Annotated in this window: 21 protein-coding genes; 8 read left to right on the top strand and 13 right to left on the bottom strand. The window is 68.3% G+C overall.

The window, feature by feature from the left end; genetic code table 11:
* Window positions 1–52 precede the first annotated feature (52 nt).
* Complete coding sequence (locus BW971_RS07560; protein ID WP_076478327.1) at window positions 53–472, top strand: TIGR03618 family F420-dependent PPOX class oxidoreductase; 420 nt, start codon at window positions 53–55, stop codon at window positions 470–472.
* A gap of 14 nt (window positions 473–486) precedes the next feature.
* Here the strand turns inward: BW971_RS07560 and BW971_RS07555 are convergent, their stop codons facing one another.
* A complete protein-coding gene (locus BW971_RS07555) occupies window positions 487–1,032 on the bottom strand; it encodes a dihydrofolate reductase family protein (protein WP_076478030.1) in 546 nt (181 codons plus the stop codon).
* A gap of 279 nt (window positions 1,033–1,311) precedes the next feature.
* On the opposite strand from BW971_RS07555, the gene BW971_RS07550 reads away from it, so the two are divergent.
* Window positions 1,312–2,286, top strand: a complete 975-nt coding sequence (locus BW971_RS07550; protein ID WP_076478028.1) for a sensor domain-containing diguanylate cyclase — start codon at window positions 1,312–1,314, stop codon at window positions 2,284–2,286.
* Here the strand turns inward: BW971_RS07550 and BW971_RS07545 are convergent.
* The 8 genes from BW971_RS07545 to BW971_RS07510 form a co-directional block, all read right to left on the bottom strand.
* Window positions 2,233–3,645 (bottom strand): amidohydrolase family protein, encoded by a 1,413-nt coding sequence (locus BW971_RS07545; RefSeq protein ID WP_076478026.1) that lies wholly within the window; start codon window positions 3,643–3,645, stop codon window positions 2,233–2,235. The two genes, BW971_RS07550 and BW971_RS07545, sit on opposite strands and share 54 nt — an antisense overlap.
* A 13-nt stretch (window positions 3,646–3,658) precedes the next feature.
* Entirely contained in the window at window positions 3,659–4,561 is a 903-nt protein-coding gene (locus tag BW971_RS07540) for a hypothetical protein (RefSeq protein ID WP_076478024.1), read from the bottom strand.
* Window positions 4,562–4,566: 5 nt separating this feature from the next.
* Window positions 4,567–5,049 carry a nitroreductase family deazaflavin-dependent oxidoreductase gene (locus BW971_RS07535; protein WP_076478022.1) on the bottom strand — a complete coding sequence of 161 codons (483 nt, stop codon included), beginning with the start codon at window positions 5,047–5,049 and terminating at the stop codon, window positions 4,567–4,569.
* 53 nt (window positions 5,050–5,102) lie between these two features.
* Window positions 5,103–5,798 (bottom strand): YceI family protein, encoded by a 696-nt coding sequence (locus BW971_RS07530; protein ID WP_076478020.1) that lies wholly within the window; start codon window positions 5,796–5,798, stop codon window positions 5,103–5,105.
* A 69-nt stretch (window positions 5,799–5,867) separates the two neighbouring features.
* Window positions 5,868–6,578, bottom strand: a complete 711-nt coding sequence (locus BW971_RS07525; RefSeq protein ID WP_234974279.1) for a rhomboid-like protein — start codon at window positions 6,576–6,578, stop codon at window positions 5,868–5,870.
* 87 nt (window positions 6,579–6,665) lie between these two features.
* Window positions 6,666–7,499, bottom strand: a complete 834-nt coding sequence (locus BW971_RS07520; protein WP_234974278.1) for an adenylate/guanylate cyclase domain-containing protein — start codon at window positions 7,497–7,499, stop codon at window positions 6,666–6,668.
* 189 nt (window positions 7,500–7,688) lie between these two features.
* Window positions 7,689–8,807 (bottom strand): DUF475 domain-containing protein, encoded by a 1,119-nt coding sequence (locus BW971_RS07515; protein WP_076478016.1) that lies wholly within the window; start codon window positions 8,805–8,807, stop codon window positions 7,689–7,691.
* Window positions 8,808–8,916: 109 nt separating this feature from the next.
* On the bottom strand, window positions 8,917–9,492 hold the full coding sequence (locus BW971_RS07510) for a TerD family protein (protein ID WP_076478014.1): 576 nt from the start codon (window positions 9,490–9,492) through the stop codon (window positions 8,917–8,919).
* 153 nt (window positions 9,493–9,645) lie between these two features.
* On the opposite strand from BW971_RS07510, the gene BW971_RS21450 reads away from it, so the two are divergent.
* From BW971_RS21450 to BW971_RS07485, 5 genes are read left to right on the top strand one after another with little or no spacing between them, the layout of a single operon-like run.
* Entirely contained in the window at window positions 9,646–10,815 is a 1,170-nt protein-coding gene (locus tag BW971_RS21450) for a serine/threonine-protein kinase (RefSeq protein WP_083709432.1), read from the top strand.
* Entirely contained in the window at window positions 10,815–12,011 is a 1,197-nt protein-coding gene (locus BW971_RS07500; RefSeq protein WP_076478012.1) for an HpcH/HpaI aldolase/citrate lyase family protein, read from the top strand. The genes BW971_RS21450 and BW971_RS07500 overlap by 1 nt, the downstream gene beginning before the upstream one ends.
* Window positions 12,008–14,410: a phosphoribosyltransferase gene (locus BW971_RS07495; protein WP_076478010.1), complete on the top strand. Its 2,403-nt coding sequence runs from the start codon at window positions 12,008–12,010 to the stop codon at window positions 14,408–14,410. Before BW971_RS07500 ends, BW971_RS07495 begins: the two co-directional genes overlap by 4 nt.
* Complete coding sequence (locus tag BW971_RS07490; RefSeq protein WP_076478008.1) at window positions 14,407–15,375, top strand: hypothetical protein; 969 nt, start codon at window positions 14,407–14,409, stop codon at window positions 15,373–15,375. The genes BW971_RS07495 and BW971_RS07490 overlap by 4 nt, the downstream gene beginning before the upstream one ends.
* Complete coding sequence (locus BW971_RS07485; RefSeq protein WP_200799374.1) at window positions 15,372–16,628, top strand: TerD family protein; 1,257 nt, start codon at window positions 15,372–15,374, stop codon at window positions 16,626–16,628. The genes BW971_RS07490 and BW971_RS07485 overlap by 4 nt, the downstream gene beginning before the upstream one ends.
* A gap of 4 nt (window positions 16,629–16,632) precedes the next feature.
* Here the strand turns inward: BW971_RS07485 and BW971_RS07480 are convergent, their stop codons facing one another.
* Window positions 16,633–16,974: a hypothetical protein gene (locus BW971_RS07480; protein ID WP_076478320.1), complete on the bottom strand. Its 342-nt coding sequence runs from the start codon at window positions 16,972–16,974 to the stop codon at window positions 16,633–16,635.
* 246 nt (window positions 16,975–17,220) lie between these two features.
* Here BW971_RS07480 and BW971_RS07475 point away from each other — a divergent pair, with 246 nt between their 5' ends.
* Window positions 17,221–17,565 (top strand): RNA polymerase-binding protein RbpA, encoded by a 345-nt coding sequence (locus tag BW971_RS07475; RefSeq protein ID WP_076478006.1) that lies wholly within the window; start codon window positions 17,221–17,223, stop codon window positions 17,563–17,565.
* 69 nt (window positions 17,566–17,634) lie between these two features.
* Here the strand turns inward: BW971_RS07475 and BW971_RS07470 are convergent, their stop codons facing one another.
* The 3 genes from BW971_RS07470 to BW971_RS07460 are packed head-to-tail and all read right to left on the bottom strand — an operon-like array spanning window position 17,635 to window position 21,807.
* A complete protein-coding gene (locus tag BW971_RS07470) occupies window positions 17,635–18,477 on the bottom strand; it encodes a polyprenol monophosphomannose synthase (RefSeq protein ID WP_083709430.1) in 843 nt (280 codons plus the stop codon).
* Window positions 18,461–20,185 carry an apolipoprotein N-acyltransferase gene (gene lnt, locus BW971_RS07465; protein ID WP_076478004.1) on the bottom strand — a complete coding sequence of 575 codons (1,725 nt, stop codon included), beginning with the start codon at window positions 20,183–20,185 and terminating at the stop codon, window positions 18,461–18,463. The genes BW971_RS07470 and lnt overlap by 17 nt, the downstream gene beginning before the upstream one ends.
* Complete coding sequence (locus tag BW971_RS07460) at window positions 20,182–21,807, bottom strand: amidohydrolase (RefSeq protein ID WP_076478002.1); 1,626 nt, start codon at window positions 21,805–21,807, stop codon at window positions 20,182–20,184. The genes lnt and BW971_RS07460 overlap by 4 nt, the downstream gene beginning before the upstream one ends.
* Window positions 21,808–21,863: the final 56 nt, after the last annotated feature.

The following is a 21,863-nucleotide window of genomic DNA, read 5'->3' as shown; positions in this document are numbered from 1 at the left end:
CAAGCCACCCGCCGGGGAACAAATTCGGGTGTTCATGAGGTAGTACGTGGACATGGAATTACCCGCAGCCGCTCGAGGCCTCATCGGATCGGGTGCCAACGCCACCCTGGTGACGATCAATACCGACGGAAGTCCGCAGGTGAGCGTGGTCTGGGTCGCGCTACGCCAGACCGCCGACGGTGACGAACTGCTCACCGCCCATCTGGGCGAGTACCAGAAGGTGCGCAACGTCCGGCGCGACGAACGGGTGGCGCTGACAATCCTGTCCGATCGATCTGCTCCGGTGATGACCCCGTACCTGTCTGTCGCGGGCACCGCACACATCGTCGAGGGCGGGGCCCCACAGTTGCTGCGCGAGCTGGCCGCCTCGCTGGCACCGGACGCGGATTTCCCGCCGCCGGATGCTCCGCCCGGATTCGTCACCAGGATCCGTATCGACAAGATCGGCGGCGTCGGACCCTGGACGCGTTGAGGCTGCCCGCGGGATCAGTGCGGGCCGTAGGTCAGGTGTACGACCCCGTTGTCGAACGATTCCGTCTCGGACAGTCGTAGGCGTGTCTGGACGCCGTCCGCGGCGAACAGGCGCGCGCCGGAGCCGAGCACGATCGGGTAGACCAGCAGATGTAGTTCGTCGACGAGGCCGTCGGCGATCAGCGCGCGGACCAGGGTCCCACTGCCGCTCACGTAGATCTTCTCGTGATCGGACTTCAGTGACCGGATCGCGTCGGCGTCGTACGGCCCGAGCAGTCGTGAGTTGGCCCACCCGTTCACCGACGCCGATGAGGTCGACACCACGAACTTGGCGGTGTCGTTGAAGAATGGTGCGCCGGGGTCGTCCTCGGCGGTGCGCTCGGACCAGGCCGGACCGAACATGTCGAAGGTGTTGCGGCCGAGCAGAATCGCGGTGGACCCGGTGGTCATCCGGCCGATCGCGGCGCCGAGCGCTTCGGTGAAACCGAACTCGGCGGTCCAACCGGGGTTCTCGTACACCCCGTCGAGGCTGATGAACTCGTGTACCACGATGCTGCCCATGCTCTGCTCCCTGTTCGATCGGGTTTCATGTGTCGTCCCGTGTCCGGGTATGACGGTATCGACCGTCCGACAGCGCACCAGTCATCGCCGGCCGAGAACACGTGGCGCTGGACGCTTTGTCAGGCATATCGGCGACCCCGCCCGGGTAGGATGACCGAATCGAACGTTTCGCGAACCGCGTGGGGAGGACATGGAATGCCTTTCCAACCGCCCACGCCGGTGTCTCCGCCGCGGTTCGACGCGGCATCTCGTGACGTGATCACCCACCTCCGTCGGAGGATGCCCCTCGAGACCTGGGCCGTCACCCGGTACGACGGGGAACGGCAGGTGTATCTGACCGTCGCCGACACTCATTACGGCCTGACATCCGGTGACTTCATCGCGTGGTCGAATTCGATGTGCCAGTACTCGTCGACGGGTCGAGCGCCGCACATCGCGCACGACGTCAGCGATGTCCCGGAGTACGCCGCCCTGGTCCAGCGGCGGGGTGTTGATGTCGGTTGTTACGTGGGCTATCCGCTACGTACCTCGGACGGGACGTTGTTCGGGACCGTGTGCGGCTTCGGTCCGAGGGCGCGGACGGCCGAGGAACTGGACCATGACGGGTTGCTGCCGCTGGTCGTGTCCTTGCTTGCCAACGTCCTCGAAGCCGATCTCATCGCCACCGCGGTACATCGCGACCTGGAGGCGGCCCGTCGGCATGCGGAGACCGACTCACTCACGGGTCTGCTGAACCGCAATGGCTGGGAACAACTGCTGCGTGACGAGGAGGCACGGTTTCGCCGGTTCGGTGAGCCGGGTGCGGTGGTGGTCGTGGACCTCGATCGGCTCAAGCACGTCAACGACACACTCGGGCATCATGCCGGTGACAACCAGTTGCGTCGTGCGGCGGAGATCCTCATCGGTGTGGTGGATGAGTCGTCGGTGATCGCCCGAACCGGCGGTGACGAATTCGCGGTGTTGCTCGACGCTCGATCGAGCGTGAGGATCGACGAGATGGAGCAACGCATCCGGCACGAGTTCGGCCGCGCCGGGGTCAGCGCCTCGCTCGGGTGTGCCCAGTACCGCATCGCCGAGGGACTCGACTGTGCCTGGCGAACCGCGGATGCGTTGATGTACAAGGACAAGCTCACCAAACGCGTCGCGTCCACGGCGGCGCAGTTCGAGGTTCCGGTCGTGCCGACGCTCGATGCGCCCGTCTCAGCCGACGCGGTGGCCACGGACGTGCACCTCGGCGATCGCGGACTCACGTAGCTGCATCAGAACCGCGAAAAGTATCTGGTCGCGCGCCATCTGGGGGTCGTCCGACCGGACCGCACGATTGATCGCGTTGTACAGAGGTGGCCAGCGTTCGGGATCTATGACCAGGAAGTCCGCTTCCTTGCCGACGTCGAAGTTGCCGAACCGAGTTTCCTGATCGAGTGCTCGCGCACCGGCGAGGGTCGCGGTGAAGAGCAGTACCGCCGGATGCAGCGCAACACCGCTGTGATCGGGTTCGGAGATGTGCACCTTGTAGGAGTCGTTGACCACTCGGGCGATCGACCACTCGTCACCGGCACCATGATCGGTGCCGAGCGCGACATTCACCCCGGAGCGGATGGTGCGCAACCACGGCATCGTCCCGGAACCGAGAAACAGTTGCGACACCGGACAATGCGCGATGGAGGTCTCGGTTTCCGCCATCCGACTCAGTTCCCTGTCGAGACAGTGCACCGCGTGGGCCATGATGGTGCGTCTGCCGAGCAGACTGCTGCCACCGCGTCGGCCCCCGGGCAGGAACAGACCGTCGTAGGTGTCGAGGTAGCTCTCCACTCCGTATGCGGCTTTGGTGGCATCCATCTCGCCCGTCCCCGGGCGGTTGTTCTCGTTGAGATGGGTGTGCACATACACCCCGGCGGGCCGCAGCTCGTCGTACAGCTCCCCCAGCGACGCAAGCGTTCTCGGGGTCACGGACAGCGAGAACCGGGGTACGAGGGCCACCTGCACCAGCGCGGTGGTGACGTCACCGGTGTCGGCACCGTGCCAGCGCTGCACCTCTGCAGCGGACATCGTGATGGCGTCGTCCTCGCCGGTGATCAGCGGTTCCGCGGCTGGTGGACCGCAGGTCTGGATGCCCCGGCCGCTGACGATGCGCAGCCCACGGTCCAGGGTCGCGGTGAACAGCGCGTCCTGGGCGACCGGAAACGCCGAGCCGAACACCATCGCCGCCGTGGTCCCCGCGCGGAGGCGGCGTTCGGTGAACTCCTCGGCCGCCGCGACGGCGAACGTCTCGTCGGCGTAGCGGGCCTCAGAGGGGAAGATGCACCGCTCCAGCCACTCCAGTAACTGCCCACCGCCGTAGCAGTCACCGGCGTAGGTCTGCGGGAAGTGCAGGTGGGTGTCGACGAACCCGGGCAACACGAAGCCCGGTCGGTGGTCATGGAGGGACACCGCGTCCGATTGATCGGGGTGCAAGTGGTCGGGTACGTCCGGGTACTCGCCGAGCCATGCGATGACACCGTTCCCGTCGACGACCAATGCCCCGTCCTCGATGTACTCGAGCGCCGCGACCGCATCCGTGACCGCCGGAGAACCGGCGACGTGGAAGATCTGGCCGCGGTGGATGCTGGTCACATCGACTACTACATCACGATTCCGGAGCACCGTCCGGACGGGACCGCAACGCCCTGACAGCTGATCGCGCGGCCTCGAGATCGTCGTGCGCCGCTGCCAGCTCGGCCGCGGCGGCCCGTGCGGAGGCGGTGGCGAACTGCAGTCGTTGCTCCACGCCACGCAGTTCGTCCTCACTCACCTGTAGCTCATCGCGTAACCGCTCCACGTCGGCGCGCCGACGATCCCGCTCGGACGTCAACTCCCCCGCGGCCACCTCCGTGTCGCGCGCCGCCGCCTCCGCGTCGGTCATGGCGGACGTCGCGCCGTCGAGTCGACGTTGCGCGGCCGCGTACTCCTCGGCGAGTCCGGTTCGCTCGTCGGCGGCCGTACGGGCGCGATCCTCGCCGGGACCGTCCGTGGCGGGTCCGGCTCCGGCCAGGGTCAGGCCCGCCGGTCCCAGTCCGTCGTAATGGACGGCGGAGCTGAGCCGCGCGTCGCGGACGAGTGCGGCGGTGGCGGGATCGGCGAGTGCAGCGTGCAACGTCTGGGAGATCTCACGGACCGCGCCGTCGGAGGCGGTGATGCCGTGGTCGGTGCCGAGCGCAACCGCGGCCCGGGCCAGAGCGCCGACGACAGCGGATCGACGGCGCGCCAACTCGCGCATGCGATCCCCCGACAGCCGACGTTGCGCCTCGGTCAGTTCGATCCCGAGATCGAGCAGGGCGGCGACGTCGTCGGGGCGTTCCCGCGCGAGGAGGTTCACCAACCGCGCGACCTGCGTGGGTCGTCGAAGCCTGCCGAGGGCGGTACCGAGTTCTCGGTCACCCGCCGCGCGCGCCTGCGCCACCCGAGCCGTGCGAACGTCGACGAACTCCGCCGGATCGCCGGCGTAGAGGTCCCGCGCGATCACCCGCAGTCGCGCGTCGACGTCGGACATGGAACTCAGCGGCCCGCCGGGGCCACCGGGGTCAGCAGGAACACCGGGATGTGGCGGGTGGTGCGTTGTTCGTACACCGCGTAGTTCGGCCACACCGCCAGCAACGCATCCCACAGTGCGGTGCGCTCGTCGCCGGTCACCTCCTGCGACGCCACGGGGATGGTGTTCCCGTGCCAGATCACCTCGGCTCGCTCGGCCGCACGCAGGTTGAGCACCCATACAGGGTTCTTGTCACCGCCGAAGTACGAGCCTGCGATGACGAACTCGTCACCACGGGGTGCGCAGAGCAGGGGCGTCTCCCGCACGGCACCAGACTTGCGTCCGGCCACCCGGAGGGTCAGGTTGGGTAGACCGGCGAGGTCCAGCAGAGACACCCGGTCCCGTGACCACCGTTGCAGTCGCGTGTCGACCGCGACGATCACCGGGAGCAGCTTGGGCATCCACGGGGTGGCACCGATCTTGACCGCGAGTGGAGTGAGAATTCCCATCGGGCAAGCGTACTCACCGGGTGTCCGGCCCGGTCGACCAGTGGTTCCGGCGGTCAGCTCTTGGTCAGGTTGACCAAGAACTCGACCGTTCCGGTCGGTTGCACCTCCACGAATCCGAGCGACGGCGGGGTGACGCCGTAGTCGGTCCAGGTGACCGGCACCGATCCCTGAGCGATCAGCGTGGAGCCCGAACGCTGCACGTTCAGGGTGGTCGAGATCTGTCGAGCCTGGCCTTTGATTGTCATGGTCCCGTTCACGGCGATCGGTACCGCAGCACCGGACTCGGGCACCGACGAGAGATCGACCGGTGCGTCCAGTTTCCAGGTGGCCGTCGGGTAGCGGCCGGTGTCCATGATGCTCGACCCTCGGAAGCGATTGTCGCGCTGCGATTCCGGGCTGGTGATGGAGGCGACGTCGACGTCGATGGTGGCCGACTCCAACTTGCCGGAGGCCACCGTCGACTGTCCGGTGACCTTGGTGGTGCGTCCGTTGACCGTGATCTTCTGCCCGCGCAACGTCTCGTCGACCCGGTAACCCGCCTGGGTCCGGGTGTCGGCCTCCGACGGGCCGGCGCCGATGGTCCAGGTGCCGTCGAGTCCCACGCTGGCCGCCTGTGTCGACGAGGGCAGGCTCAGCGCCTTGTCGGGTTCTCCGGCGATCCAGTGCTTGTACACCCAGGGCCCGGCGATCACACCCACGACGACCAGCACCACGAGCAACCCGCCACCCCACAGCAGGAACTTCTTCATCCGCCACGTCCTCACCGTCGACATCGATGTAGGTGAGCCTAGCCAGGCCGACTGAGGTGAGGCTGTGAATCAACCCGCCGCCTCGGTGTGTACCGGTCGCGATTCGGGGACGGTCGCAGCAGGTCGCGGACGTCGCATGGTGCGGGTGATCGGATAGCACAGCAGACCGATGAGCATCGATGTGAAGTGACCGACGTCGGTGAAGGTGAAGGAACCCCACAGCGGGATCGACAGCAACCCCAGCCAGGCAAGTGCATACAGCGGTCGCCACCGCATGGGGAGTCGATAGGTGAGCACACCTGCCACCCCGACGAGCGCATAACTCACACCGATGTCGACGACGTCGGCGCGCGACGCCGGCGCCCGCCCGTGCTGGATCGCCCAGTACAGGACCGCCTGGCTGATGTAGGTCGCCCCGACGTGGGAGATGACGACGACCGCGAGCCATCGCACGGTACCGAGCCACCGTTCGGCGGGGACGTGGATTGCGTTGTAGAAGAGCAGATAGACCAGCCAGTACCCACCGTCCACCCACATGGCGCTGACGAAGAGGACCCGCCACGGATCGGTGCGCAGATGGTGCAGGTTGGTGGAGCGTTCGAGTAACAGGTGGGTGACGGTATGGGCGGGGAGAACGTGCTCCGCGATGGTCGTGCCGAGGAGGATCAGGAGCCACACGAAGGTGCCGGGGGCTCGACGTATGTACCGGAGCCAGGCGGCCGACCAGATCCGCAATCGGGAGCCTGGTCGAACCGTCGGCGATGCGCCCCGCCGAGCCATCGCGACCTCCTCCGCCCCGCGCCGTTGTCGCATCCGACGATACGTCGGGACCGGAAGACGTTCGCGGCGACGGCCGCGTCGACGCACTCAGTCGCCGTAGTGCGGGACCACCGAGAACACCTCGATGTCGCGCGGCGCACCCTTGGCACGGAACCGCTTCCGACGACGCACATAACTGTCGGGATCCGCCGCATCGAGCGCGGTCTTGGTCGCCAACACCTCACCGTCCGACGCGGCGTCGGCCACCCGGGCCGCGACGTTGACGTCCACCCCCAGGTAGTCGTCACCGACCTTGCGAGGTGTACCGGTGTGCAGCCCTGCCCGCAGAGCCGGCCGGTACCCATCGACGGTGATCGCCGAGACGGCACCACACAGTTCGTAGGCGGCGGCGATCGCCTCGGAGGCATCGCCGAACACGGCCATGAGGCCATCGCCCAGCGTCTTGACCACCCGACCACCGTGTCGGGAGATGATGTCGTCGCTGGTCGAGTTCACCTTCCCGATCAGTGTGAGCACGCTGTCGTCCCCCGCCCGCAACGCCCACGACGAGAACCCGACGAGGTCGGTGAAGAGGATCGTCACGTCGGTGATCTCGGTCCCCGACCGTCGGCCGGCCCGTAGCGACTGCCACAGCTGGACCGCGGTGAGCGCGAGCTCGCGAGAGGCACTGGGTCGCTCACCCTCGTTCAGGACGTCGGCCACCCGATCGGACATCCGGTCGCGGGTGGGCAGGTCCACGGTCGGGCCGGGGCCGGGCGCGATCCGACGGGCGGCGCGCGCCGCGCGCAACACGGTGGCGTTCTGATCGGTCTTCGACAGCATCTGCGCGATCGCCCGGTCACGACGACCGGACTTCTCGACAGGAGCGACGGTGCTGTCGTCGCGCTGCTCGATCTCACCGTCACGGCGGGGCCCGGTCACGACGACAGTGTATTCCGTCCGGACGCCCGACCCCTGTCGGTTGCCGCGTCGTCGATGCCGACAGGCGATGGCACCCGCCGGTCGACGTCGTCCCGGCTCACACGTCCCATCGAGCTGTCCTCCCCTCGGCGCATTCAGTGTACGACTGTACACCGACGACACCCGACACGACTCGCGGCGACCTCGACGTCACTCGTTGGCGGTCGCCAGTGCGGCGTCGGTGTCCGCGGACGCATCGTCACCACCGTCGCGACGATTGGCGATGATGCTGGTGACGAAGGCGGCGCCGATGAATGCGACCCCGACCAGGCCGGTGATGATCTCGTTGATGTGGTACTCGATACTGACGAACAGGATGATCGCCAGCGCGCCGATCGCCCAGTGGGCGCCGTGTTCGAGGAACCGGTATTCCGAGAGCGTGCCCGCCCGCACCAGGTAGACGGTGATCGAGCGGACGAACATCGCACCGATGAAGCCCAGACCGAGCGCGATGATGATCGGATCCGCGGTGATCGCGAAGGCGCCGATGACACCGTCGAAGGAGAACGAGGCGTCCAGCACCTCGAGGTAGAGGAACAGGAAGAAGGCCGCTTTGCCGGTGGCCTTCACCAACGTGCTCGGACCTCCCTCGTGTTCCTCCTCGAATTGTTCGGTGTGGAACAACGAGCCCAGACCGTCCACCGCGATGTAGGTGATCATGCCCAGTGTGCCCGCGATGAGGATGGTGGCCCGATGCTGGTCGTCGGCGAGGAATTCCGCGACCAACACGAGGGTGCCGCCCGCGATGATGACCGCGAGCTGGTCGAGTTTGCCCAGCTTGGCCAACGGACGTTCCAGCCAGCTCAACCAGGTGATCTCATGGTCTTCGAGGATGAAGTTGAGGAACAGCATGAACAGGAACATGCCGCCGAACGCCGCGATCTGCGGGTGCGCGTCGGTGAGGATCTTCTCGTAACTGGGGCTCCCGTCGGCGAAGGTCTCCGCACCACCCGCCGGTGGGTTCATCGCGAGGTCGAACGCGCGGATGGGGTCGAGACCCGCGGTGATCCACACGATGAGCAGCGGGAACACCAGCCGCATGCCGAACACTGCGATGATCACGCCCACGGTGAGGAAGATCTTCTGCCAGAAGTCGCTCATCCGCTCCAGCACGGTTGCGTTGATGACCGCGTTGTCGAACGACAGCGACACCTCCAGCACGCCGAGGATGGCGCAGAGCGCTACACCTTCCCAGCTGTCGTAGAGGAAGGCGACCACCAGCGACAGGATGGTGACCACGAAGGAGATGCCGAAGATCCTGATGATCACGGGTCATACCTCTCGGGAGACGGGTGGGCGCAAACGGAAGGGCGCGGAGACCAGAGCGGACCCCACCATAGTCTGGAGGGGTCCGCCGGGAGGGTTGTGTGGGTGGGCGTCAGACGTTGACGCCGTAGTCGCGAGCGATTCCCGCCAAGCCGGAGGCGTAACCCTGGCCGATCGCACGGAACTTCCACTCCGCACCGTTGCGGTACAGCTCGCCGAAGACCATCGCGGTCTCGGTGGAGGCGTCCTCGGTGAGGTCGTATCGAGCCAACTCGTTGTTGTCGGCGCGGTTGACGACGCGGATGAACGCGTTGCGCACCTGGCCGAACGACTGCGAGCGCGAGTCGGCGTCGTAGATCGAGACCGGGAAGATGATGCTGTCGACCTCCGGCGGCACGGCACTGAGGTCGACGTTGATGACCTCGTCGTCGCCTTCACCCTCGCCGGTGAGGTTGTCACCGGTGTGTTCGATCGAACCGTCCGGGGACTTCAGGTTGTTGAAGAACACGAAGTGCTTGTCCGAGAGCACCTTCTTGTCCTGACCGGCTGCGATGGCGCTGGCGTCGAGGTCGAAGTCGGTTCCGGTGGTGGACCGGACATCCCAGCCGAGGCCGACCGACACCGCCGTGAGGTTCGGCGCCGCCTTGGTCAGCGATACGTTTCCGCCCTTGCTCAAGCTGACACCCATGTCAGTCCTTTCGAAGTCCGAGGTTGTCGGAGACCACGGTAGACGAATTCGCCGGGGTACTGCCAGGAAGTGACGGCCGGTGGACCATTCGGGCGGCCGATCCGTCGATGCCATCGGGGTTCCCCATCGCCCACGACCCAGTAGTGTTTGGGCGTGCGCTGGTTCCGCAGGCAGGACGACGAGACCGGTCAGGCCCCGGTGTCCTCCGCGCAGGCCGACCTCGTGGCGGCATTTCTGCAACTGGACCAACGACTTTCGTCCATTGCTGAGGATGCCGACGCGTCCGAGGCCCTTCATCCGGACGCCACCTTGCGGCAGGACTTCGCGCCGTTGCGGGAACACTGCTACCGGGTCGTCGAGGAGTACCTGGAGTTGACCAACCGGGAGAACGCCCACCCGGTGGACGAGACCGCGTTCGCGCGGTGTTCCGACGACATTCATCAGGCCATCGAGTCGCTCGACGACTTCCGGCGACGTCATGTGGGGCGACTGGAGACCGCGCGGCGGGAACTCGCCGACGTGCCACGCGCGGCCCAGGCGGCGCGGACGGCCGCAGACGCCGAGCTGGGTGCGGCGGTCGCGCTGCCGGAACCCGCGCGGTCGTACCGTTCGGTGACCCGAGCGGCAGAGGCAGTCGATGCGGCCCGGGTGGAGTTGGACGCGGCGCGCCACCCGTCCGACGTCCGCGGCGCGACCTCCCGGTTGGAGTCGGCCGCCACGGCGTTGCGCACCGCGACGGCCGCCGCCCCGACACTGTCGGAGGCGGCGCGGCGCGCGCTGGCGTCGGTGCGCACCCGGCTGTCGGCGGCCCAGACTCGGGCGGCGGGTATGCCGGAGGCGTACTCGGCACTGTTACGTGAGTTCAGTGAACCGTGTTCGGTCGACCTGGCCGGACACGACCGCAGCGCCGCCGAGCGAATGGCAGCGGGCGAACGACTGATCGCGCGTGCCGCCGCGCTGGTACCCGGTGATCCGGACGCGGCGCTCGACGCGATCACCGAGGCCCGTTCCGAACTCGGGGTGGCCGACGATCTCGTCGACTCGGTGACCGACCGGCTCAACGAGCTGCGTGCGGTGCGGGCCGACCCGGACGGTCCCGCGGGACGGACGCGGTTCCAGATCCGCGACGCCCAGTTGCTCGCGGTGAGCCGGGGTCAGGTGGCGCAGTGGGGATCGGTACTCGACGCCCAACAGGATCGGGTGGACCGCGCGGGCGCCGCCCTGCAGGGACGACATCCCGACTACTGGGCATATCTGACGGAGCTCAACCGGATCTCGGCATTCGTGGCCGACGTGGTGGACAAGATGCGGGCGCGTCGCTGATGGGGGCCGATGCCGAACGGTCCACGGCCGCGAGGACCGTTGCGCACTTCCCCGTTCTCGACCACGACGACCGAGAACGGTTGTTCCATCGCGTTCCCGACGTCGTCGACGTCACCGCCGACAAAGACGTCACCGCGGTGGCGTTGGGCGCCACCCTCTACACACCGGCAACCCGGCCCCGACTGGTCGACGCGATCGCCAAGGCCGGTGCCGCGGGCTCGGTATCGATGGTCATCGATCTCGAGGATGCGGTCGCCGACCACGAGGTGGTCGCCGGACTGCGTAACGCCGCGGCGGCACTGGTCGAGGCGGACACGCGACCGCGTACGCCGATGCTGTTCGTCCGGGTGCGTCGACCCGAGCAGATCGACGAACTGCTCGACCTCGCGGGCGCTGACGTCCCCGCCCTCACCGGATTCGTGGTGCCCAAGTTCTCGGCCGCGACCGGACCCGCATACCTCGATCGGATCGTCAGCGCAGAAGTGACGGTGGGCCGACGGTTGTACGCGATGCCGATCATCGAGTCGGCTCGGGTCCTGCACCTCGAGACACGCGACCGGGAACTGGCGGGGATCCACCGCCTGCTGGACCGGCACCGGTCACGCGTGCTCGCCGTGCGGATCGGCGCCGCCGATCTCAGCGGGGCGTTCGGTATCCGTCGTGACCCGGACCTGACCATCTACGACGTGCATCCGGTGGCCTCGGCCATCGCGGCCATCGTCAACGTGCTGGGTCGGGCCGACGGCACCGGCTTCCTCATCACCGGGCCCGTCTGGGAGTACTACAACTCGCATGAACGTATGTTCCGACCGATGTTGCGGCACACGCCTTTCGAGGAGATCGACGCTGTCCGGTTCCGCAAACGCCTGGTCAGCAGGGACCTCGACGGGCTGCTACGCGAACTGGTGCTCGACCGCGCGAACGGTCTGCAGGGAAAGACGGTCATACATCCGTCGCATGTCAACGTGGTCCACTCCACCTACGCCGTGTCCCACGAGGAGTACGTCGACGCGGCCGCCATCGCGGGCGCCGACGACCTCGGTGGTGTGCAGGCCAGCGAATACGGCAACAAGATGAACGAGGTTCGGCCCCACACGAACTGGGCGCGACGCACCCTGGTCCGCGCCCGCGTGTTCGGGGTGACCCGGCCCGACGTCGGGATCATCGAACTCCTCACCGCGGTGGTCGACCGATGATCGACGAACGCGGCGTCGACGTCGTCGAGTCCGATCACCGTGCCTGGGCCACCGCACGATTCGGTGTGCGTGCCGCGCAGGTGGGGCCGGGCTTCGGCGGGTGGCAACTCGATGACCTCATCGTCGCGGGCTTGCGTCGCAACCCGCGCCGCGGACACCTGTGGGTGTCGCGGGTCCTCGGCAAACATGTGCCCGCACGACCGTCGGCGGTGATCGCCGCGGGTGACGATCTCGCCGACGCGGTGGCCGCCCTGCTGGCCGCCGAAACGGATGTCACGGTGTTCGGGTTCGCCGAGACGGCAACCGGTCTCGGGCACGTCGTCGCCGAACGGTTACGGGCGCCGCGATATCTGCACTCGACGCGGCGGCGGGTGGCCGGGGCAACGGTACTCACCGGGTTCACCGAGGGGCACTCGCATGCCACCGACCATCTCATCACCCCTGGTGACCCGGCGATCCTGGTCAACTCGTCTGCGCTGGTGCTCGTGGATGACGAGATCAGCACCGGAAAGACCGCGTTCGACGCGATCGAACAACTGCATCGGGTGGCGCCACGGGCGCGGTACGTGGTCTCGGCCCTGATCGACCTGCGCTCGGGCCCCGATCGGGAGCGCTGTGCAGCGCGTGCGGCTGCGCTCGGAGCCCAGGTGGACTTCGTGGCGTTGGTGCGCGGCCGTGCCGAGATCCCCGCCGACCTCGCCTCGCGGGTATCGGCGCTGCCCGGGCCGTCGCTGATCACCGGGACGGAATCCGGTGCGTGCGAGCCGATTCGTTGTGCCTGGCCGCCGGACCTGCCCGACGGCGGACGTCACGGCATCCGCGACGACGATCGGGGGCGTTTCGCCGAACAGGTCGACCGCATCGCGGCCACCATCGTCGACCACGTCGATCGCGACCGTCCGCTGGTCGTGGTCGGTCACGAAGAACTCATGTACCTGCCGCTGCGGGTGGCCGCAGCTCTCGACGCCGAGCTCGACGCGCCCGTCTACACGCAGACCACCACCCGCTCCCCCGCCTATGTGGTCGACGACCCCGGTTACCCGTTGCGCCGCGGATACCGGTTCATCGCCCCGGAGACCGACGTCGCGCCTGATCGGTATCTCTACAACGCCGAAGCAGCGGTCCCGGGTGCGCGGCTCGTGGTGCTGGTGGACCCGGCCGCGGACACCGACGCCCTCACCGCACCCGGTGGTCTGGTGTCGGCGTTGCGGGCCGGGGGTGACGACCCCCTGGTCGTGGTGGTCGGCGGCACCGCGGTCACCGCGGTTCGCGGCCGGGCCACGAGCTCGTCACCGGAGCCCTTGCGGGGACCGGACTTCGGGTCCTACGCCCCCGACGAGGTCGGGTGGTTGCTCACGGATCTCTCCCACGTGGACCTCGAGGCCGACGTGGCCTTGCGAGAGCAGCGGATTCAATCCGGGGTGGCGCACTACGCGGAATCGTTGCCGGTCGAGTACCAACCGGATGAACGCTATGGGCGGTTGTTCGACGAGGTGCTCGAGGCCACGGCCCGGCGGCTCGCGGTGGCGGTGGGTGCGGTCACCGAGCTTGTCCTCGCCGAACGGGGTGACGACGTGGTGTTGGCGTCGCTGGCCCGAGCGGGTACGCCGGTGGGCATCCTGATGAGACGCTGGGCCGCGGCCCAGCATGGGCTGGAGCTGCCGCATTATGCGGTCTCCATCATCCGTGACCGCGGGATCGATCGGGTGGCGATGGGCTGGTTGGCCGCCCATCACGACCCCTCCCGGGTGGTGTTCGTCGACGGATGGACCGGGAAGGGGGCGATCGCCGGGGAACTCCGGGAGGCACTGGCCGACCTGTCCGCGTCGGGTGGTCCGGTGTTCGACCCCGACCTCGCCGTGTTGGCCGACCCCGGTTCGTGCGTGCGCACATTCGGCACCCGCGACGACTTCCTCATCGCCTCCGCATGTCTGAACTCCACGGTCTCGGGTCTGGTGTCACGCACCGTCCTCAACGCCGACCTGATCGGGCCGGACGATTTCCACGGGGCCAAGTTCTACGCCGACCTGGCCGACGCCGACGTGTCCGGTCGTCTCCTGGACGCGGTGAGCGCCTGGTATCCGACGATCGGAGACGACGTGACCGAGGCGGTGTCCGCGGTCCGCGGCAGCGATCGCCTGCCCACCTGGGCGGGCTGGCGATCGGTCGAAGACGTTGCCGCGCACTACGGCATCGAGTCGGTCAACTTCGTCAAGCCCGGGGTGGGTGAGACGACGCGGGTGCTGCTGCGGCGGGTGCCGTGGCGGGTGTTGGTCCGTCGCGCCGACGACCCCGAACACGCACATATCCGGGCGTTGGCCGAGGCCCGCGGCGTCCCGATCGACGTGGTCGACGACCTCGCCTATTCCTGCGTCGGTCTGATCAGGACGGTGTCGTGACCGCGGCCGGATTCGTTCCCCCGACGGTCGTGCTGGATCTGGACCGCACGCTGATCTACTCGCGAGCGGCCGCAGGCGCGGTGTCGCAGGACGCGTTGCGGTGCGTCGAGGTCTACCGCGACAACCCGCAGTCGTTCATGACGGTGCCAGCGATGGGTCTGCTCGAGCGGCTGACCACGCGGGCCACCGTGGTCCCCTGCACCACCCGCACCGTCGAGCAGTACCGGCGGGTACGGCTGCCGCTGCCGATGCCGCGATACGCGGTGGCCGCCAATGGTGGAACCCTGCTGTGCGACGGTGAGCCCGACGCCCAGTGGCACCGACGGGTCCGTGATCGCCTCCGGCGCGACTCCGCGCCGTTGTCCGAGGTCGCCGCGCTCTTCTCCGCCGACGCCGGCAGTGCCTGGATGCACGCGACCCGACTCGCCGACGACTTGTTCTGCTACGCCGTGGTCGACGTCGCCGCCCTACCCGACGACCGACTACCGCGATGGCGGGATGCGGTGGCAGCCCGCGGTTGGAACCTCTCGCGGCAGGGTCGCAAGGTGTATCTGATGCCCGACGGGCTGACCAAGATGAATGCCGTCGACGAGATCCTCGACCGCATCGGGGGGTCTCGGGAGCGGCTGTTCGCGGCCGGGGACGGCGCCCTGGACATCCCGGTCCTGGCCGCCGCCGCCGGCGCCATCCGTCCCCGGCACGGGGAACTGGAGGAACTGGGCTGGTCGGCGCCGTCGGTCGCCGTCACCGACTCCGACGGGGCGTCCGCGGCCGAGGAACTGCTGACATGGCTGACGCAGCAGGTGGAGACCGACTCCGTCGGTAACAACGGGACAGACTCTGTCGGGGACATCGAGACCGACTCCGTCGGGGACATCGAGACCGACTCCGTCGGGGACACGATGGACGTGTCCGCACATCACGATCACCCGGGCGCACACGCCGGAGAGAGGCACTACACATGACGATGACGCTGGCGAAGGGGCAGAACGGCCCGCTGAACACAGACGCGGTCACCGTGTCGGTGGACCTGGCCACGGCCGGTGATGTGTCCGCGTTGCTGGTGACGGAGAACGGCACGGTGCGCACCGACGCCGACTTCGTGTTCTACAACCAACCCACCGGTCCGGGCGTGGCCCTCCGAGGCGGCGCGGGTATCGGCACGCTGGAGCTGACACTGTCGGCCATCCCCGCCGACATCGCTCAGGTACGGGCGGTCATCACCCTCGACAGCGGCACGTTCGGCGCCGTCGCGGCACCGGTCGCGCATGTGATCGCAGGCGGTCAGGAGCTCTACAACTACACCATCGACGGCTTGTCCTCGGAGTCGATCGTCATCGCTCTCGAGGTGTATCGCCGCGGTGGTGCCTGGAAGGTGCGCGCAGTCGGGCAGGGGTACGCGGGCGGATTCGCGGCCCTGGTCACCGACCACGGGGTGTCCGTCGACGATCAGCCCGCCCCGACGCCTCCTGCAGCCCCGACAGCACCCGCACCACCACCCCCGCCAGCCACCGCGGCGCCGCGGTACGAGCGCCCCACCGCGGCGCCGCAGCATCAGCGGACCGCCGACCTCGCAGCGGGTGCAGCGGGTGAGGTCAGCCTGACCAAGGACCGCCCGATCAGCCTCACCAAGGGGCAGCGGGTGTCGTTGAAGAAGGACGGCGGGGTCGCGCTGACCCGCATCATGATGGGCCTCGGCTGGGATCCGATCACCAAGCGAGGAGGGTTTCTCTCCTCGGCGCGCAGCTCGGCCATCGACCTCGACGCGTCGGCGATCCTGGTGTCCGGCGGACGGGTCATCGACATCGCCTACTACGGACAACTGGTGTCCAAGGACGCCTCCATCCGGCATCGCGGCGACAACCTCACCGGCGAGGGTGAGGGCGACGACGAGGTGATCGACGTAGATCTCACCCGGATACACCCGAGCGTCGACCAGATCCTGTTCATCGTGACCTCGTATCAGGGCCAGACGTTCGAACAGATCGACAACGCGTTCTGCCGTCTGGTCGACGCGACCACCGACATCGAACTGGCCCGGTACACGCTCGCCGGCGGCATGCCGTTCACCGGTCTCGTCATGGCCAAGGTCTATCGGGCCGGGCCGGACTGGAAGCTCGAGGCGATCGGTGAGGGCATCTCGGCGCGGCACCCGGGTGAGGCCGTGAAATCCGCGGGTGGCGCACCCGCGCCGGTGGAGCGTTTCATCACTCGCTGACCCGTCAGCGCAGCCGTTCGGCTTCCCGCGCCATCGACAGCAGGTCGCGCGACATCGCGGTCAGTTCGTCGTGTTCGGCGCCTTCCCGCAGAGCGGTGTCGAGGTCCTCGACCCCACAGCGGAGAGCGAACAGGCGGTCGCGCAGATCGGTCGCCTGATGTGAACTCAGCACCACCGCATCGTCAGGGACAGACGTGTCACCCGACGACCGGCTCTCGTAGGCGCGTTGTCGGCAGGCCTGCTTGCAGTACCGGCGGCGGCGGCCGGAGCCACTGTCGACGATCTCGCGGCCACACCACGCACAGGCGTACGGCTTACGCGTGCCGAGCCTGTCTGCGGTCGTCATGGCGCCGAGGCTACCGCGACCCACAGCGCCGCGATGTGACCGGCGGAGGTGTGGCGCGTAGAATGTTCCTGTTGAGCGCCGCGCAGGGGGCGTCGGGCACGCAGTAGCGGCCGCACCGCGGTGGATCGTCACCACACCGCCGGGTGGGACGCGGGCCCGATCGGCTGTGCGGGGAATGTCCGACCGGGTCCGCGCGTTGTGGGGTGGTCCGGGTCGAGACGAGACCGAGGAGAGAGGACTTCACGAATGGCAGATCGAGTACTTCGAGGCAGCCGGCTGGGTGCCGTGAGTTACGAGACCGATCGTGACCACGACCTGGCTCCTCGACGACTGGTGCAGTACCGGACCGACAACGGGGAGATCTTCGAGGTCCCGTTCGCGGACGACGCGGAGATCCCGTCGAAGTGGCCTTGCAAGAACGGGATGGAAGGCACCATCCTCGAGGGCGCCGAACCCGAGGAGAAGAAGACCAAACCGCCGCGTACCCACTGGGACATGCTGCTCGAGCGGCGTTCCGAGGACGAGCTGGAGGTGCTGCTGAACGAGCGGATGGATCTGCTCAAGCAGCGTCGCAAGGGCCTCACCAGCTGATCGAAGAACTCTCTGGATCGCACCGACACGGGTGGTCGCGGGCACAGGCCCCGACCACCCGTCTCGCGTTCAGACCCGCTTGATGCCCACCTTCTCCAGCCGATGGTCGAGACCCCAGCGGGCGACCTTGAAGAATGCCTCGCCCATCACCGAGCCGCTCATCTTCGATTCGCCGATCTCGCGCTCGGTGAAGGTGATGGGTACCTCGCCCACCCGGAACCCGGCCTGCAGAGCGCGCCAGGCGAGGTCGATCTGGAAGCAGTATCCCTGCGAATCGACCGTGTCCAGGGCGATCTTCTCCAACACCGCGCGGCGGTAGGCCCGGTATCCGGCGGTGATGTCGTGCACGCTCGAGCCCAGAGCCAACCGTGCGTACAGATTGGCCCCACGCGAGAGCAGTTCGCGGCGGCGGGGCCAGTTCACCAGCTCGCCACCCGGAACATAGCGCGACCCGATGACCAGGTCGTATCCCTCGTTGACCTTCTCCAACAACCGGGACAACTGCTCGGGGGCATGGCTGCCGTCGGCGTCCATCTCCACCAAGACCTGAAAACCGTCGTCGAGACCCTGCCGGAAGCCGGCCAGGTATGCGGTACCGAGGCCGCCCTTGCCGGTCCGGTGCATGACCTTGATGCGACCGGCCGGGTCGTCCGCAGCCAGTCGGTCGGCCAGATCACCGGTGCCGTCCGGGCTGTCGTCATCGACCACCAGGACGGTGATACCGGGCAGGGACCCCAGCAGGCGTTCGGTGATGACCGGAAGATTCTCGCGCTCGTTGAACGTCGGGATGATCACCAGAGCCCCGGTTCCGGTCGGATCGACCACCGGTGTGGGCGTGGGGTCGGTGGCCGTCGCGTCGGCCGCCACCCTGCTGTCGCCAGCCGGGTTCGACTCGTCAGTCCCCGCTGCCATCGGGCTCCTTTGCTCTCTGTGCGGTGGGCGATGCGACCACGGCTCGTGTCGATGAAACACCAGGTCCGGACCCGTCGCGGGTTCCGGAAGGCACGGCGTGTCGTCGCATGCGTCCACTGAACCTAGTACGGAAGACCAGCGCGAACAAAAACCCGAGCGCCGCAACGACCACGCCGAGCAGCTCGGGCACCGCACCCATCCGGGTGGCCAGGGTGGTCGTCGTCTGCAGCGGCACCCGCGCGGTCAGATGCGCAGGGGTGAAGAAGTCGGTCTGTCGCGTCGCCGACCCGTCGGGAGCGACGATCGCACTCACCCCGGTGGTCGCCGCCACGGCGACCGTCCGACCGTGCTCGACCGCACGAACCTGCGACATCGCCAGCTGCTGGTAGGTCATCTGCGTACGTCCGAAGGTGGCGTTGTTGGTGGGCACATCGAGCAACTGCGCACCGTTGCGGACCGCGTCACGCGCCGACCGGTCGAAGGCGACCTCCCAACAGGTCGAGACACCCACCCGGAGCTGCTCGCTGGTGGTGGTCGCGGCACGCACCGTCAACACGCCCGGCCCCGAGCCGGGCCGGAAGTTGCCCGCCTGGTCGGCGTAGGAGGAGAACAGCCGGAAGAAGCTGCGCCATGGCAGGTACTCGCCGAACGGCTGGATGATCTTCTTGTCGTAGCGGCCGATCGGTCCTCGCTCACCATCCCAGACCAGCACCGTGTTGGTGGGTCGGTCGTCACGGTCGTCGCCGTAGATGAGGGTGCCCACCAGGATGGGTGCACCGACGTCGGCCGATGCCGCCCCGATCTCAGCCGCGGCGTCGGCGTTGCGCAGGGGGTCGATGTCGGAGGCGTTCTCCGGCCAAAGCACCACGTCGGGCCGGGGCTCTCGTCCAGCGCGGATCGACGCGGCCAGACGGGCCGTCTCGGCGATGTGGTTGTCCAGGACCGCGCGTCGTTGCGCGTTGAAATCGAGGCCCAGACGCGGCACGTTGCCCTGGACGACGGCGATGGTCACGGTATCCGACGACTCGTCGCGATCGTGTACCGGTGACCACATCACCGCGGCGCAGACCGGACCGACGAGCAGGCAGACCACACCGACCACCGCGCCGCGTACGTCGCCGGACGAACGGGTCCGTCGTGTCCCCGTCACCACCAGCGTGGCCAGGCTAGCACCGGTGAGCACCACCGCGAACGACAATCCTGGGGCACCCGCCAGCGCGGCGACCGGCAGCAGTGGGCTGCCCACCTGACTGAACGCGACCCGTCCCCACGGGAATCCGCCGAACGGGAAATTCGACCGCAGCCATTCCACCGCCACCCACGACAACCCGAACCAGACCGGTGCGCCGGGCAGCCGCATGGTCAGGGTCGCGACCACGCCGAAAAATCCCTGGTACAGCGCCAACGCAACAGCGAGCGCGATCCACGGCAGCGGCCCCACATAGACGCCGATCCACGGCAGCAGCGGAAGGTAGAAGCCCAACCCGTAGACGAACCCCCACCACAGGCCGGTGCGGACGCGCGGTCGCCGCCACCGCAACAGACCGGCGAACGCCGCGGTCGACAAGACCGCCAGGTACCACAGGTTGCGCGGCGGGAAGGCCGCCCACAGCAGCACACCGGCGACGGCGGCGATCACGGTCGGCACCGCCCAGCGCACCACGGCGGCCCGGTCCGGCGCCGCGGCCAACCGGTCGCGAACCGTCATGCGTCGGCCTCGACGACCCCCGCGGCGGCGTCGTAGATGGTGCGCCCGTCGCGCACGGTGCGCAGGCATCGCGGGAGTCGACCACCGGGCGCGACGTCGGGAAGGGCAGGCACGCGCGATCGCGGGTCGGTTGACCAACGCTGCACGTCGTCCGACGACCCGGCCACCACCAGGTCATCGGCGTCCCAGACCGCGTAGTGCGCGGGGGCACCCGGGGTCAGGGTGCCGGTCAGACCATCGCGCACGCCGCCCGCGCGCCAGGCGCCGCGGGTGCAGGCGGTGAACGCGGCCCGCGCCGACACGGCGCTGACCGGGTTGTTGTGGTGCACCGCGGCCCGGACGGTGGACCAGGGATCGATGGGGGTGACGGGTGAATCCGAACTGAACGCCAACCCCACCCCGGCGCGCGCGAGGGTCGCGAAGTCGTTCAGCCTGCTGCCGCGATCGACGCCGAGCCGCTGGGCGTAGAGCTGGCCCGGACCGCCCCACAGGGCGTCGAACAGGGGTTGCATGCTCGCGATGACCCCGGCCGCGGCGAAGACGGCGGCGTCCCCGGCGTCGGTCATCTCCACGTGTTCGAGTCGGTGGCCGCAGCGGGCGACCGCCGGACCACCGAACTCGTCGACCAGTCGACGCAGCGCGCCGACCACACAGGCGGTGGCGGCATCGCCGATCATGTGGAACCCGGCCTGCACACCGGCCGCGGTGCACGAGCGCAGGTGCGCGTACACCGCGTCGGAATCCATGTAGGCGACACCGGTCATGGTGGGGTCGTCGTCGTACGGCGCCGTCAACCACGCGGTGTGCGAGCCGATCGCACCGTCGATGAACAGATCACCGGCCAACCCGTCGGCGCCGGTCGTGGCGATCAACGACGCCACCTCGTCGGCATCGGTGGCCGCCTGACCCCAGTACCGCCGGATGTGCACCGGGTGCCCGAGATCGCTCAGGGCGAGCAGGTCGTCGAGGCCGCTGATGTCGGGGCCACCGTTCTCGTGCACCGCCACCACGCCGTGTGCGGCGGCGAAATCCAGGGCACGGCGTTGTGCACGTTCGCGTTGCCGACCCCGGAGCAACGTCCGCGCGGCACCCCGGACACGGTGATGGGCTTCGGCGGTCAACGCTCCCTCGGCATCGAACCCGGGGGCCTCGTCCACGTCGTGGGCGAGTGCGCGCAGCGCCGACGACACGACCGCGGAGTGCTCATCGATACGAGCCAGGTAGACCGCTCGACGACCGACCGCGGCGTCGACGTCGGAGGTGGTGAACTCGGTGGGATCCGCCCACGCGGACGAGTCCCAACCCAGTCCCCAGATGATGTCGTCGTCGCTCTGCGCCGCGTGGGTGCGGAGTCGGTCGAGACAGTCCGTGGCGCTGGTCGCCTCGCTGAGATCGAGTCCGCCCAGCGACAACCCGCTGGACGTCAGATGTACGTGGGTGTCGACGAATGCCGGGGCGACGAACGCGCCGTCGAGGTCGATGACCTCGGCTCCGGGATGCAGGGACCGACCCACGTGGTCGACACCGACCCACGCCACCACCCCGTCGGTGACCGCCATGGCCGTCGCGTCGGGGACGTCGTGGGAGTAGACCTGTCCACCGAGCAGGAGTTGGGTTGTCACGAGGGTTCAGTGTGCCTTGTCACCCGTGGTACCCGGCGCACCGGTACACCCCCGGG

This window comes from Williamsia sterculiae (assembly GCF_900156495.1).
Lineage (GTDB): Bacteria > Actinomycetota > Actinomycetes > Mycobacteriales > Mycobacteriaceae > Williamsia_B > Williamsia_B sterculiae.
Note: the sequence above shows the minus strand (reverse complement) of the source record. Positions and strands in the feature narration are given on the sequence as shown.

Bases quoted from the DNA above. Each gene is read 5' to 3' on its own strand.
- BW971_RS07510 (WP_076478014.1), bottom strand. From the start codon at position 9,492: ATGGGTGTCAGCTTGAGCAAGGGCGGAAACGTATCGCTGACCAAGGCG.
- BW971_RS07560 (WP_076478327.1), top strand. From the start codon at position 53: ATGGAATTACCCGCAGCCGCTCGAGGCCTCATCGGATCGGGTGCCAAC.
- lnt (WP_076478004.1), bottom strand. From the start codon at position 20,185: ATGACGGTTCGCGACCGGTTGGCCGCGGCGCCGGACCGGGCCGCCGTG.
- BW971_RS07480 (WP_076478320.1), bottom strand. From the start codon at position 16,974: ATGACGACCGCAGACAGGCTCGGCACGCGTAAGCCGTACGCCTGTGCG.
- BW971_RS07525 (WP_234974279.1), bottom strand. From the start codon at position 6,578: ATGGCTCGGCGGGGCGCATCGCCGACGGTTCGACCAGGCTCCCGATTG.
- BW971_RS07550 (WP_076478028.1), top strand. From the start codon at position 1,312: ATGCCCCTCGAGACCTGGGCCGTCACCCGGTACGACGGGGAACGGCAG.
- BW971_RS07535 (WP_076478022.1), bottom strand. From the start codon at position 5,049: ATGGGAATTCTCACTCCACTCGCGGTCAAGATCGGTGCCACCCCGTGG.
- BW971_RS07495 (WP_076478010.1), top strand. From the start codon at position 12,008: ATGATCGACGAACGCGGCGTCGACGTCGTCGAGTCCGATCACCGTGCC.
- BW971_RS07470 (WP_083709430.1), bottom strand. From the start codon at position 18,477: ATGGCAGCGGGGACTGACGAGTCGAACCCGGCTGGCGACAGCAGGGTG.
- BW971_RS07555 (WP_076478030.1), bottom strand. From the start codon at position 1,032: ATGGGCAGCATCGTGGTACACGAGTTCATCAGCCTCGACGGGGTGTAC.
- BW971_RS07475 (WP_076478006.1), top strand. From the start codon at position 17,221: ATGGCAGATCGAGTACTTCGAGGCAGCCGGCTGGGTGCCGTGAGTTAC.
- BW971_RS07500 (WP_076478012.1), top strand. From the start codon at position 10,815: ATGGGGGCCGATGCCGAACGGTCCACGGCCGCGAGGACCGTTGCGCAC.
- BW971_RS07540 (WP_076478024.1), bottom strand. From the start codon at position 4,561: ATGTCCGACGTCGACGCGCGACTGCGGGTGATCGCGCGGGACCTCTAC.
- BW971_RS07530 (WP_076478020.1), bottom strand. From the start codon at position 5,798: ATGAAGAAGTTCCTGCTGTGGGGTGGCGGGTTGCTCGTGGTGCTGGTC.
- BW971_RS07485 (WP_200799374.1), top strand. From the start codon at position 15,372: ATGACGATGACGCTGGCGAAGGGGCAGAACGGCCCGCTGAACACAGAC.